General features: G+C 59.1%; 12 protein-coding genes. All 12 read left to right on the forward strand.

Annotated features, from left to right (window positions below; translation table 11 throughout):
- Positions 1-5: 5 nt before the first annotated feature.
- On the forward strand, positions 6-2042 hold the full coding sequence (locus Q0U90_RS04410; protein ID WP_297452113.1) for a primosomal protein N': 2037 nt from the start codon (positions 6-8) through the stop codon (positions 2040-2042).
- 60 nt (positions 2043-2102) lie between these two features.
- Positions 2103-2606, forward strand: coding sequence for a peptide deformylase (gene def, locus Q0U90_RS04415; protein ID WP_297452115.1), 504 nt, complete (start codon positions 2103-2105; stop codon positions 2604-2606).
- Positions 2607-2697: 91 nt separating this feature from the next.
- On the forward strand, positions 2698-3672 hold the full coding sequence (gene fmt, locus Q0U90_RS04420; RefSeq protein ID WP_297452117.1) for a methionyl-tRNA formyltransferase: 975 nt from the start codon (positions 2698-2700) through the stop codon (positions 3670-3672).
- Positions 3673-5094, forward strand: a complete 1422-nt coding sequence (locus tag Q0U90_RS04425; protein ID WP_297452118.1) for a transcription antitermination factor NusB — start codon at positions 3673-3675, stop codon at positions 5092-5094.
- An 11-nt stretch (positions 5095-5105) separates the two neighbouring features.
- The gene (gene rpe / locus Q0U90_RS04430; RefSeq protein WP_297452121.1) at positions 5106-5774 is read left to right on the forward strand and encodes a ribulose-phosphate 3-epimerase; all 669 of its coding nucleotides are present in this window, start codon (positions 5106-5108) and stop codon (positions 5772-5774) included.
- Between the two features lie 16 nt (positions 5775-5790).
- Complete coding sequence (ribD, locus tag Q0U90_RS04435; RefSeq protein WP_297452123.1) at positions 5791-6852, forward strand: bifunctional diaminohydroxyphosphoribosylaminopyrimidine deaminase/5-amino-6-(5-phosphoribosylamino)uracil reductase RibD; 1062 nt, start codon at positions 5791-5793, stop codon at positions 6850-6852.
- 61 nt (positions 6853-6913) lie between these two features.
- A complete protein-coding gene (locus Q0U90_RS04440) occupies positions 6914-7501 on the forward strand; it encodes a riboflavin synthase (RefSeq protein WP_297452125.1) in 588 nt (195 codons plus the stop codon).
- Positions 7502-7512: 11 nt separating this feature from the next.
- On the forward strand, positions 7513-8775 hold the full coding sequence (locus tag Q0U90_RS04445; RefSeq protein WP_297452127.1) for a bifunctional 3,4-dihydroxy-2-butanone-4-phosphate synthase/GTP cyclohydrolase II: 1263 nt from the start codon (positions 7513-7515) through the stop codon (positions 8773-8775).
- Entirely contained in the window at positions 8776-9258 is a 483-nt protein-coding gene (gene ribH / locus Q0U90_RS04450) for a 6,7-dimethyl-8-ribityllumazine synthase (protein ID WP_297452129.1), read from the forward strand.
- A 2-nt stretch (positions 9259-9260) separates the two neighbouring features.
- The gene (locus tag Q0U90_RS04455; RefSeq protein ID WP_297452131.1) at positions 9261-9755 is read left to right on the forward strand and encodes a PH domain-containing protein; all 495 of its coding nucleotides are present in this window, start codon (positions 9261-9263) and stop codon (positions 9753-9755) included.
- Between the two features lie 30 nt (positions 9756-9785).
- Entirely contained in the window at positions 9786-11801 is a 2016-nt protein-coding gene (gene uvrC / locus Q0U90_RS04460; RefSeq protein WP_297452133.1) for an excinuclease ABC subunit UvrC, read from the forward strand.
- Positions 11802-11854: 53 nt separating this feature from the next.
- Positions 11855-12745 (forward strand): RNase adapter RapZ, encoded by an 891-nt coding sequence (rapZ, locus tag Q0U90_RS04465; protein WP_297452135.1) that lies wholly within the window; start codon positions 11855-11857, stop codon positions 12743-12745.
- Positions 12746-12749 lie beyond the last annotated feature (4 nt).

Here is a 12749-nt window from a genome sequence, read left to right on the forward strand (position 1 = left end):
ACTCTATGACCAATGCCCCCTTTGCACCCGCCGCCGCAGCAGAACAGCTGCCAGTCGCGCGGGTGCTTCCGCTTTTGGGGCTACCTCAACTGGATCGCCCCTTCGATTACCTGGTACCGCGCGCTTTGGCGGACGATGCCGTGGTTGGTTGTCGTGTGCGGATTCGCTTCCACGGCCAATTGGTCAATGCACTGGTGTTGGAGCGCTGCGCGATTCCCACTCACGACGGCAAACTGTCCTACCTCAAGGACGTAATCAGCTCCGAAGTGGTTTATCCACCGCAGCTACGAAAACTAGTGGATTCTCTCGCGGAGTACTACGGCGCAACGCGCTCAAACATCATCCGCTCCGCCATTCCCACCCGCCATGCACGGGCCGAGCGTGCTCGCAAGGAGAAAACGCCTCCGACGTGGGAGGAATTGGGAAAGCTGGCGACAGACGATCCGAATCTCTCCGCATGGGGAAAATATGTTTACGGTCAATCCTTCGTCGATTCGGTCCGCCAGGGAGCCCCGGCGCGCGCAGCATGGCAGCCAGTTCCGGGGGAGCAGGTAGCCGACATGCTCGCTGCGCTCAGCGTCGCGGTCGCCCGCGATGGTGGCGGCGTTCTCATCATCGTTCCGGATGCCCGTACTCAGGCACGTTTTGAGACGGCTTTTCGCAGCCTCATTTCTGCCCGTCAGCTCACTCTTCTCGGCGCCGGTCTCGGCCCCGAGTCCCGCTATCGCCGCTACCTGGATATTTTGCACGGCCAGGGCCGCATCGTCGTCGGGACACGGTCGGCAGCGTACGCGCCGGTGAAGAATCTGCGCTTAGCAGTGATTGTCGACGATGGCGACGACAACCTCGTCGACCCCCGAGCTCCCTATGTGCACTCGCGCGAAGTGCTGGTCACGCGCAGTGCGCAGGAGAGGTGTGCGCTCATTTTTGCGTCGTATAGCCGCACTGCAGAGGTGCAGCTGCTTGTGTCTTCCGGGTGGGCACACAACTTGGTCGCGAACACCGATGTGCTCGCAGAGGCGATGCCGGAGATGATTGCCTCCACGGACACCTCGGAAGACCCGGAGGACATCAGTAGGGGGCGTCTTCCCGCCATTGCTTTTCGACGGGCAAAGGCCGCGTTGCGCGAAGAACTCCCTATTTTGGTCCAGGTGCCTCGGAAGGGGTACGTGCCAACACTGTCGTGTCGCTCCTGTGGCGCGCCTGCGCGCTGCCGTTGGTGTGACGGTCCGCTGGGCATTCCACCGTCGGACAATCCGAACGATCCGGCGCCGCCCACCTGCCGCTGGTGCGGTCGCATCGACATCCACCATCGTTGTCACAGCTGTGGCTCCACCAAGATTCGCCCAGTGGTGGTCGGCAGTGAACGCACGGCGGAGGAATTTGGCCGCATTTTCAGTCCCTTCCCGGTCGTGGCTTCCTCCGGCGAGCGCATTGTGGACGATGTTCCCGCAGGTCCGCGCGTTGTGGTAGCAACACCGGGTGCCGAACCCACCGCTCCAGAGGGGTACGGCGCGGTGATGCTGCTCGACACTTGGGCCATGCTGGGTCGGCAGGACCTGCGCGCCCATGAAGAGGCCTATGCACACTGGTCGCGCGCGGCAACTCTCGCCCGCTCACGGACAATGGGCGGGGCAGTGGTCATAGATGCCGATGCCGCAATTCCGACCGTGGCGGATCTTTTGGCCTGGGACGCTGTGAGTGCCGCGAATAGGGAACTGGCCGATCGCGAGGCGGCAGCTCTACCTCCGGCATTTCACGTGGCGGCAGTGGATGGCACTGAGGATGGGCTGCGTAACTTCATGGAATCCTTGGAAGTTCCGCAAGGAGCGGAGATCCTTGGGCCGGTCGATCTTCCCCGCAGTGCCAGACCACCGGCAGGCGTGGAGCCAGGCACACCTATTCAGCGGATGTTGGTGCGCTGTGGTCGTCGTCAAGCACGAGCAGTGGGAGCGGCGTTGAAGGCAGCCCAGGTCGTTCGAGCGACGAGGAAGGACCCGACTACGGTGCGTGTTGTCGTCGATCCGATTAATTTTGGCTAGCTGCTAAAATGAGCCCGTTATTGCTTGATTCACATCAGTTTTCTTGGAGGCCCAAAGTTCATGGCAGTTCGTGAGGTACGTCTTTTCGGCGATCCGGTGTTGCTGTCCAAGGCGGATACCGTCACTGATTTCGATGCGACACTGTCGCACCTGATTGATGACATGTTCGACACGATGGATGAGCAACGGGGCGTAGGTCTCGCGGCAAATCAGGTGGGCGTGTTGCAGCGCGTTTTTGTCTACGACTGCAAGGGCACCCGTGGGCATATCGTTAATCCCGAGTGGGAAGCTGTCGGTGAGGAAACGGTCCACGAGATTGAAGGATGCCTTTCTATCCCGGGGATTAATGGGCCGGTGACTCGACACGCACGTGTGCGTGTCACTGGTCAAGATCGCCACGGCACTCCGGTGAGCTTCGAGGCAGACGATTTGCTGGCTCGTTGCGTACAGCATGAAAGTGATCACTTGGACGGTGTGCTGTTTTTAAAGCGTCTCGAGGGCGACGAGCGCAAGGCTGCGATGCGTTCTCTGCGTGAGCAGGATTGGTTCATTAACCGCGGTTAGCCCGCCCCGTGCTCAACAAGGGCGTGAATGCCGCATTTCATCACTAGATTAACTACAACAACTTGGTCCACCAGGAAGGAAGCCGCTTACTGTGCGCCTGATTTTTGCCGGAACCCCGGAACCTGCTGTCGTTGCACTGAAGAAACTGCTTGCGGATAACCGCCACGAGATCGTCGCTGTGCTTACCCGCCCCGATGCCCGCCGTGGTCGCGGCAAGTCGCTCTCGCCATCGCCGGTGAAGGCTCTGGCCATGGAGCACGACATTCCCGTTCTCACCCCGACCACTTTGCGCGACGAAGAAATCCAGCAGCAAATTCGTGATTTGAGCGCCGACTGCATCCCGGTAGTTGCCTACGGCAATCTCGTACCGGAGGAGCTGCTCGACGTACCGACGCACGGTTGGGTGAACCTGCATTTCTCGCTGCTACCAGCTTGGCGAGGTGCCGCTCCTGTACAGGCAGCTATCGCCGCCGGTGATGAAATCACGGGTGCCAGCACTTTCCGGATTGAGAAGGGCCTGGACACCGGACCGGTCTTTGGCACTGTCACGGAAACGATCCGCTCGACCGATAATGCCGACGATCTTTTGACTCGCCTCGCTTACTCCGGCGCTGATCTCCTGGCCGCCACTATGGACGGTATTGAAGCGGGAGCACTTCGTCCCACCGCTCAGCCGGAACAGGACGTCAGCTACGCCGCTAAGTTTGGGCCAGAAGATGCCCGAATCGTCTGGACTCAGCCCCGCCATCTTCTCGACCGCCGTGCTCGCGCATTCACGCCTGCACCTGGTGCATGGACGACATTCGACGGCGCACGTTTGAAGGTAGGAGAACTCACTCCGCTTTCCGACGAGGACAGCGCCGCAGTCGACGAGGTGCGAGAGGCAAACGCTCCGGAGACGGCAGCTGCTACGCCTGGTGAATTGGTCGTGGAAAAGCACCGGGTATCCGTGCGTTGCGCCGATGGCTATGTGCAGCTGGTGAAGGTGCAGCCACAGGGTAAGAAGATGATGGATGCGTCCGATTGGGCGCGCGGAAGCCAACCGGGTGGAAAGGTCTGCGAGTAAATGGGCAACGATAAACCCCGCCGCACCGGTGGCGGACAAGGCCGCAATAATCGCCGGAACCACCGTGAGGACAATCGCGGTGGTATTGATCAGCCGCGCAAGGTTGCACTGAAGGTGCTGGCTGAAGTCCGCGAGAATGATGCCTACGCGAACCTGCTGCTGCCCAAGCTTCTGAAGGCACACAAACTCAAGGGCAGGGATGCCGCTTTTGCAACGGAGTTGACCTACGGCACACTGCGGGCGGAAGGCCTGTTGGACGCCGTGATTGAGGTGTCGTCGTCACGCCCATTGAGCGATATTGCCGGCCCGGTGATGGACGTGCTGCGCCTGGGCACCTACCAGCTGCTGCGTACGCGTGTCGATGCCTATGCGGCGGTCGATACCTCGGTGCGTGCGGTAGCGAAGGTGGCTGGTCCCGGTGCGCGCGGCTTTGTCAATGCCATCTTGCGGAAAGTCTCCACGAAGACTGAAAGCGAGTGGGTGGCTGAGATCGCGCCGGACCCCGCAACTGACCCGATTGGCTACGTGGCGATGAAGCACGCCCACCCGCGCTGGATTGCGATGGAGTTTGCCCGCGCACTCGGCGCGCAGGCCGGTGAGTTGCAGCAGGCGCTGGCCGCTGATGATGCCCGCCCGCTGGTGCACTTAGTTGCTCGCCCAGGCGAGATTACCGCAGAAGAGTTAGCTCTCATTACCGGTGGCGAGGAGGGGCCGTGGTCGCCGTACTGCGTGCGGTTGGACTCCGGCGCCCCGGGAGAATTAGAGCCGGTTCGACAGAGCTTAGCTGCGGTGCAGGATGAGGGTTCTCAGCTCATTGCGCGTGCCGTCACGATGGCGCCAGTTACCGGGGAAGACAATGGTCGCTGGTTGGATCTGTGTTCTGGCCCCGGTGGTAAGTCAGCATTCATTGGTGGTATCGCCGCTATAGAGGGCGCGCAGCTCGATGCCGTAGAAGTATCTGCGACGCGCGCGGAACTGGTGAAGAAAGCCACGGCCGGGCTCCCGGTGACGGTAACCGTAGCCGATGGGCGTAATACCGGGCTGGACGCGGGCTTCGACCGCATTCTGGTGGATGCGCCGTGCTCTGGGCTGGGCTCACTTCGCCGTCGCCCGGAAGCCCGCTGGCGCAAGTCGCCGTCCGATCTCAACTCATTGACCGCGCTGCAATTTGAGCTGCTAAGCGAGGCTGTGCGTTTGGCCCGGCCGGGTGGCATCATCGTCTATTCCACGTGTTCTCCACATCTGCGGGAAACCCGGGGCATCGTCGATACGGCGTTGACCGGACTACCGGTGACCGAGTTGAATGCTCACGAGCTGGTAGCGCCGATGACCGATGTCGGACCGTATCCGTCCGTGCAGATGTGGCCGCACCGCCACGGCACCGATGCGATGTTCTTCTCAGTTTTGCGCAAAAACGACTAGGCTCAGAGGGTATGAGCGCACCAATTATTGCCCCGTCCATTCTCGCTGCTGATTTCGCTCGTCTCGACCGTGAGGTCGAGGCTGTAGCCAACGCTGATTGGCTGCATATCGACGTGATGGATGGCCACTTCGTTCCGAATCTGTCCTTTGGCGCTCCGGTGCTGGAGGCTGTGGCTGCGGTGACGGATAAGTACTTGGATGTTCACCTCATGATTGAGAACCCGGAAAAGTGGGTCGACACCTACATTAAGGCGGGTGCGAGCTCCGTTATTTTCCACGTAGAGGCTGCCGATGATGCCATTGCACTGGCACGTCACATTCGTTCGCAGGGTGTGAGGGCCGGTTTCTCGCTGCGCCCGGGGACTCCAATTGAGCCGTGGTTGGACCACCTCGCCGAATTCGACGAGGTACTGGTGATGAGCGTTGAGCCCGGTTTCGGAGGTCAGTCCTTTATGCCAGATCAGCTGGCCAAGGTCGAGAAGCTGCGCGAGCGCATTGATGCCGATGGGCTGGATACGCTGATTGAAATCGACGGCGGTATCTCCGCCAAGACCATTGAATCCGCTGCTGCTGCTGGTTGCGACGCTTTTGTCGCAGGCTCGGCCGTCTTTGGTGCGGAAGATCGCGCAGCAGCCGTTGATGAACTGCGTGCGCTTGCAACTGCCGCTGCAGCTAACTAGTTGGCGGTGAGGCACGGTGGCACAGTTTCCCGATCTCGTCTCCGCACAACCGCTCACTGATGCAGCGGCAATGGCTCTGGCCATAGAAGCCGGCCAGCGAGTTCGCGGCACCACCTACCCGAATCCGCCGGTTGGTTGCGTCATCCTCGATTCTTCGGGCATTGCCGTAGGCGTCGCCGGAACAGAGCCAGTAGGCGGGCGTCACGCGGAACCTCAGGCATTGGAGATGGCTGGCGTACGAGCTCAAGGCGGCACTGCGGTGGTCACTCTGGAGCCGTGCAACCACATCGGCCGCACACCACCATGCACTGAGGCACTTGCGTCAGCCGGCGTTTCCCGCGTCGTATTTGCAGTCGCTGACCCCAACCCGGTTGCCGCCGGCGGCAGCGAATGGTTGCGATACAAGGGGATCGAGGTCATCGAAGAATTCCAACGCGATCGCGTAGCTGCTGGCTACCTGCGCCCGTGGATGCACTGGCAGCGGACACGCCGCCCACACATCACGCTCAAGACCGCCGGTACTCTCGATGGTTTCGCTGCCGCTACCGACCACACTTCGCAGTGGATCACCGGGGAGCAAGCGCGAGCGCGGGTACATGTAGATCGTGCTCGTCGGCAAGCGATTGTGGTGGGAACAGGAACGGTACTCGCCGACAACCCACGTTTGACCGCGCGCACACCAGACGGAGTAGAGCTGCCGGCGCAACCTTTGCGCATCGCAATTGGTACCTCGGAGATTGCCGCCGATGCGAATATTAGAGGGTCTAACTTCCGCCAGATTCGTACACACGACGTGGAAGTGGCACTCGAGACACTGGCGGATATGGGGCTTATCGACGTGCTGGTTGAAGGCGGCCCACGTCTGGCCAGCGCCTTCTTGGACGCCGATGCTGTCGACGCGATTGAGTCTTACATCGCTCCGGCGTTTCTCGGCGCCGGTCTGCCGGTGACTTCTGCCAACCATGAGACCACGATCACTGATATCTCACGCTTTCGCACCGCAGCGGTCGAAACATTGGGGGATGACGTTTTGATTACGGCTGTCCGTAGTGGCAAAGATCGCGGACAGACCAGCTAAAGTTAATTTTGCAAATAATTTTTGAATTTGTAACACGACGTAAAGGAACCGCCTGACCACAATGTTTACGGGAATCGTTGAGGAACTCGGCGAAATTCGCGAAATAAGCCGCGAAGCCGATTCCATTACTCTGACTATCCGCGCGACCACCGTGCTTGACGACGTTCACCACGGCGATTCCATTGCTGTCAATGGTGTTTGCTTGACCGTGGTGGAGTTCGGCGATGACTTTTTCACCGCTGACCTTATGCAGGAGACTCTGGACAGGTCGAGTCTCGGCCAGGTTGAAGTCGGCTCCAAGGTCAACCTCGAACGCGCAACTGCCGTCGGACAGCGCCTCGGTGGCCATATAGTGCAGGGCCACGTCGATGGCACTGGTGAGATTCTTTCCCGTACGCCTGGCGAGCGCTGGGAAGTAGTACGCATTTGCCTGCCGGAGCAGCTGAACAAGTACGTCGTGGAAAAGGGATCGATTGCCGTGGACGGCACCTCGCTGACTGTCTCTGCAGTAGGTGAGGGGTTCTTTGAGGTCAGCCTTATTCCCACCACACTGACGGATTCTGTTATCGGCTCGGCGTCGGTGGGTACCAAGGTCAATTTGGAAGTCGATGTGCTAGCCAAGTATGTCGAGAAAATGTTGGAAAGATAAGCTACAAAACTGTGATTAAGTTCGATTCCGTAGAACGGGCCATTGCGGACATCGCAGCCGGCAAGGCCGTGGTTGTCGTTGATGATGAGGATCGTGAGAACGAAGGCGACATCATCTTCGCCGCCGAGAAGGCAACGCCTGAACTTGTTGCCTTCATGGTTCGCTATTCCTCTGGTTACATTTGCGCACCGCTAACCGGCGAGGACTGCGAGCGTCTCAATCTCCCGCCGATGGTGTCGGAGAACGAGGATGCCCGAGGCACCGCGTACACCGTCACCGTTGACGCCAACACCGGCACGACCGGTATTTCTGCCACCGATCGCGCAAACACCATTCGTACGCTGGCTGATCCGACCTCGAATCCACACGATTTCACCCGCCCAGGCCACGTGGTTCCGCTGCGCGCTCGCGACGGCGGTGTCCTCGTGCGTGCTGGCCACACCGAGGCATCGGTCGATCTCGCCCGACTTGCAGGGTTGCGTCCCGCAGGTGTCCTCTGCGAAGTCGTCTCTGAGGACGATCCGACGGGCATGGCGCGTGCAGAGGAGTTGCGTCGGTTCTGTGACAAGCACGAACTGTCGCTAATCTCCATCGAGCAGCTCATCGAGTACCGTCGTCGGCACGAGCAGCTTATTGAGCGCGTCGTTGAAACTAAACTCCCAACCGAATTTGGCGAATTCCGTGCCATCGGCTACCGCAGCCTTATCGACGGAGTTGAGCACGTCGCCCTCGTTGTAGGAGATGTCACCTCCAACGACGGCCAGGACGTGCTCGTACGCGTCCACTCCGAGTGCCTGACCGGTGATGCATTGGGGTCTCGCCGTTGTGACTGTGGTCAGCAGCTGCACAACTCCATGCGCATGGTCCATGAGGCCGGTCGTGGTGTGATTCTCTACATGCGCGGCCACGAGGGCCGCGGTATTGGTCTGATGCCAAAACTGCAGGCCTATCACTTGCAAGATGAAGGCGCGGACACCGTCGATGCCAATCTCGCACTGGGCTTGCCGACGGATGCTCGCGAATACGGCACCGGTGCGCAGATTTTGCAGGACCTCGGAGTCAAAACCATGGCGCTGTTGACGAACAACCCGACCAAGCGTGCTGGCCTCGGAGGCTATGGTCTGGAAATGAGTCGCCGAGTACCGGTGCCAGTTGAGGTCAATGAAGATAACTTGAAATACTTGGTGACTAAGCGCGAGCGCATGGGCCATGAACTTCCCTGGTTGGATGAGTACATCGAGGCCCACGGCATTTCGACTAAAGGAGCACAGTAGATGAGTGGCGCAGGTCTTCCTGACGTTTCCGTTCCCGATTCCACTGGCGTGACCGTCGGCTTGGTCACCTCTCACTGGAACGAGGAGATTACCGGACAGCTTCGTCGTGAAGCGCTGGCACAAGCTGATGAGGTCGGCGCTGTGGTGACGGACGTGACTGTCGTCGGTGCCTTGGAGATTCCTGTTGTGGCACAGCAGCTCGCGCGAACCCATGATGCCGTAGTAGCACTGGGATGCGTTATCCGCGGTGGCACGCCGCACTTCGACTATGTCTGTGATTCGGTGACTGAGGGGCTAACGCGGATTGCACTAGACTGCGAAACGCCAGTTGGCAATGGTGTGCTGACCTGCAACACTGAACAGCAGGCAATTGATCGTGCCGGCGGTGAGGGAGCTGTGGAGAATAAGGGTCGTGAGGCCATGGCCGCAGCGCTGCACACCGTCGCCGTGTTGAAGTCTCTTCGTGAAGGTGGAGCTGAGTAAGAATGGGTAACCCCGAACGCCAAAGCAATTCGACCACCGCGAATAACGGTAGCGATGACAAGTGGCTGCTGGAAATCACGTCACAGAAGCTGCGCTTGTGGGCAATTATTGCCGCAGTCGTTGTCTTCGCTATCCATATCTTCATGGGTATTGTGGTGGACTTTGGCGACACCGGCGCTTCGGTGACAACCATTGACCAGCTGGCCTTTCCCATGATCGGTCTGATTATCGCCGGGGTATTCCTGCTGCTCACTCGCGCGCGCGTGCGCGTTAATGCCGAGGGCGTAGAAGTCCGCAATCTGCTTAACGCCAAGTTCTATCCGTGGGTCGATATCTACGGTCTGAGCTTTCCGAAGAAGTCCCGCTGGGCCCGCCTGGAGCTGCCGGATTTTGAGTTCGTGCCGATGCTGGCCATTCAATCGGCTGACGGTGCCAGGGTAGTGGAGGACATCCGCCGGTTCCGTGAACTTGAAGACAAGTTCATGCCGGAGGACTAGCCCCAAGGACACGTTGTAAGGACACCGTAAGTGACTGACCCCTCTCAGTACCGTCCCGCCCCCGGCACCATCCCTACGGAGCCGGGGGTGTACCGTTTTCTCGATTCGACCGGTCGCGTGCTCTACGTCGGTAAGGCGAAGAATCTCCGTGCCCGATTGTCGAATTATTTCCAGGACTTAACTCGGCTGCACCCCCGCACACGCCAGATGGTGCAGTCCGCCTCTAAGGTGACATGGACCGTTGTTCACAACGAGGTCGAAGCGCTGCAGCTGGAGTACACCTGGATTAAACGCTTTAATCCGCGGTTCAACGTGATGTACCGCGACGACAAGTCGTACCCAATGCTGGCTGTCAGCGTCGGAGAGCTGTACCCGCGGCTCTTTCTCTACCGAGGACCACGCCGTAAGGGGGTGCGCTATTTTGGCCCTTACTCGCACGCGTGGGCTATCCGGGAAACGCTCGACTTGCTAACTCGAGTTTTTCCTGCCCGCACCTGTTCAAAGGGCGTTTTCAACCGACAGCAGGCCTTGGGGCGACCGTGTTTGCTCGGCTATATCGACAAGTGTTCGGCACCCTGCGTTGGTCGTGTGAGTGCCGAGGAGCATCGCGAAATCGTTCGTGGTTTTACCAGCTTCATGTCGGGTAACACGGGCCCAGTGACCAGACGTTTGAAGAAGGAAATGGAGGAAGCCGCCGCAGAGCTGGACTTCGAACGCGCAGCTAGCCTCCGCGACAATCTCGCCGCTATCGACAAGGTCATGGAACGCCAGTCCGTCGTGCTTTCCGACGCCGCTGACGCCGACTTTATTGCGCTAGCAACCGACGAATTGGAAGCAGCGGTACAGATTTTCCACGTTCGGGCAGGACGTATTTACGGTCAGCGCGGCTGGGTAGTGGAGAAGTCAGGCGAGTACGCGACCAATGAGTTCCACGAGGGAGAACCCGACCCCAGCCTGGGCGGACTATTGACGCAATTTCTCACACAGTTCTACGGCGATGCTGCCAAGCACGCAGATGTCGATGGCGATGAATCGACAACTGCCGCCCAGGTTGTGCCTCGCGAAATTCTCGTCCAAGCTACGCCCGACGATCTTGACGAAATCACTGCGTTTTTGGCCGACATCCGTGGTACCAATGTGGATATTCGCGTTCCACAACGCGGTGACAAGCGCACTCTTATGGAAACCGTGCAGAAGAATGCTGCTGAAGCCCTGCGGCAGCACAAGTTAAAGCGGAGCGGAGATCTGACTACTCGTTCCCAAGCTCTCTCCGAGCTTCAAGACGCGCTGTTTATGGATGAGGCACCACTTCGCATCGAATGCACTGATATTTCACATATTCAAGGCACGGATGTCGTGGCCTCCTTGGTTGTCTTCGAAGATGGTTTGCCAAAGAAATCCGACTACCGCCGCTATCGCATTAAGGATGCAGCTGGTGACGGCCGCTCGGACGACGTCGGTTCCATCGCCGAGGTGGTACGCCGCCGCTTCCTGCGTCACAACGAGGACAAGCTCGCCATGCCCGATGATGCCAGTGAGATGTTCGTGGAGGAAACAACCGATGCCGTCGATGAGCAATCTCGCAACAGCCGGAAGTTCGCCTACCCGCCGCAGTTGTTCATCGTCGATGGTGGTGCGCCGCAGGTCGCGGCTGCACAGGCAGTCCTCGATGAACTCGAGGTCACCGATGTAACCCTGGTTGGTATTGCCAAGCGCTTGGAAGAGCTGTGGATCCCCGACGACGATGAACCGCTGATTCTGCCACGCAACTCAGAAGCGATGTACCTTATCCAGCGAATTCGCGATGAGGCGCACCGCTTTGCCATTACCTATCACCGCCAGCAACGTTCCAAGCGGATGCGCTCATCGGTACTTGATGGCATCAAGGGGCTGGGGCCAGCACGCCGAAGTGAGTTGGTAAAACACTTCGGTTCCGTTGCAGCGCTGAAGAAGGCCAACGTCGAGCAGATTGAAGAAGTTCCCGGTTTCGGTCCGATGCTCGCGAAAACGGTCTACGACTATCTGCATCCGGCCGAGCACACCTAAAACTGCGAGCACGAACCGAGAGCGCGCGGCCGAAAGTGTATTAGAGTGAGGGCATGATTACTTCGGGTTATTCCCCTCAGGCTGAAAAGTCACTTGTGTTGATTACCGGTATGTCCGGTTCCGGACGCAATACGGCTGCCAGTATCTTGGAGGAGATGGGCTGGTATGTTGCAGACAACCTGCCCCCGGAGCTGATTATGCGAATGGTCGAGCTGTCATTTGAGGCGGACTCACCGGTGGAGCGTCTCGCTATCGTCACTGACGTGCGCTCACGGGCATTTGCCGGCAGTTTGGGGGAGGTCCTCGACGGCCTGCGCAATGAGGGACGCCAGCCATATGTCATCTTTTTTGATGCCAATGATGACACTCTTATCGCTCGCTATGATTCCGTCCGGCGCACCCATCCACTGCAAGAAAATGGGACACTTTCGCAGGGCATTGCGGCTGAGCGTCAGATGTTGCTTCCGATAAAGGGCATGTCTGATCTAGTGGTGGATACCTCCGACATGAGCGTTCACGATTTGCGGCGTGAGCTGGAGCATCAACTGTCGGACTCCGCAAATAAGATTCAGCAAATCACTATCGAATCATTTGGGTTCAAACACGGTGCTCCGCGCGATGCCGACATGCTTTTCGACGTTCGCTTTCTCCCCAACCCCTATTGGATACCGGAGCTGCGTGCCGGCCGCGGTACCAATTCGGCTGTGGCCGACTACGTGCTCTCACAGCCAGAGTCGCAGGGGTTCTTGGACAACGTCACACACTTGATTGAGTTGGTTTTGCCCGGGTATCGCCGTGAGGGCAAGGGATTTATGACTATCGCTGTGGGATGCACCGGAGGCCATCACCGAAGTGTGGCCATGTCGGAGGCGCTGGCGAAGAAACTCGATGGAGTTTCCGGGATCAACGTCAACGTCGTCCATCGCGATATTGACCGCAATTAGCGGT

Origin of the sequence: uncultured Corynebacterium sp. (genome assembly GCF_946998835.1) — a bacterium.
In the GTDB taxonomy this organism is placed as follows: domain Bacteria; phylum Actinomycetota; class Actinomycetes; order Mycobacteriales; family Mycobacteriaceae; genus Corynebacterium.

What these genes read in the sequence shown, in the direction of transcription:
- Q0U90_RS04410 (WP_297452113.1), top strand. Translation starts at nt 6, where the DNA reads ATGACCAATGCCCCCTTTGCACCCGCCGCCGCAGCAGAACAGCTGCCA.
- def (WP_297452115.1), top strand. Translation starts at nt 2,103, where the DNA reads ATGGCAGTTCGTGAGGTACGTCTTTTCGGCGATCCGGTGTTGCTGTCC.
- Q0U90_RS04425 (WP_297452118.1), top strand. Translation starts at nt 3,673, where the DNA reads ATGGGCAACGATAAACCCCGCCGCACCGGTGGCGGACAAGGCCGCAAT.
- rpe (WP_297452121.1), top strand. Translation starts at nt 5,106, where the DNA reads ATGAGCGCACCAATTATTGCCCCGTCCATTCTCGCTGCTGATTTCGCT.
- Q0U90_RS04440 (WP_297452125.1), top strand. Translation starts at nt 6,914, where the DNA reads ATGTTTACGGGAATCGTTGAGGAACTCGGCGAAATTCGCGAAATAAGC.
- ribH (WP_297452129.1), top strand. Translation starts at nt 8,776, where the DNA reads ATGAGTGGCGCAGGTCTTCCTGACGTTTCCGTTCCCGATTCCACTGGC.
- Q0U90_RS04455 (WP_297452131.1), top strand. Translation starts at nt 9,261, where the DNA reads ATGGGTAACCCCGAACGCCAAAGCAATTCGACCACCGCGAATAACGGT.
- rapZ (WP_297452135.1), top strand. Translation starts at nt 11,855, where the DNA reads ATGATTACTTCGGGTTATTCCCCTCAGGCTGAAAAGTCACTTGTGTTG.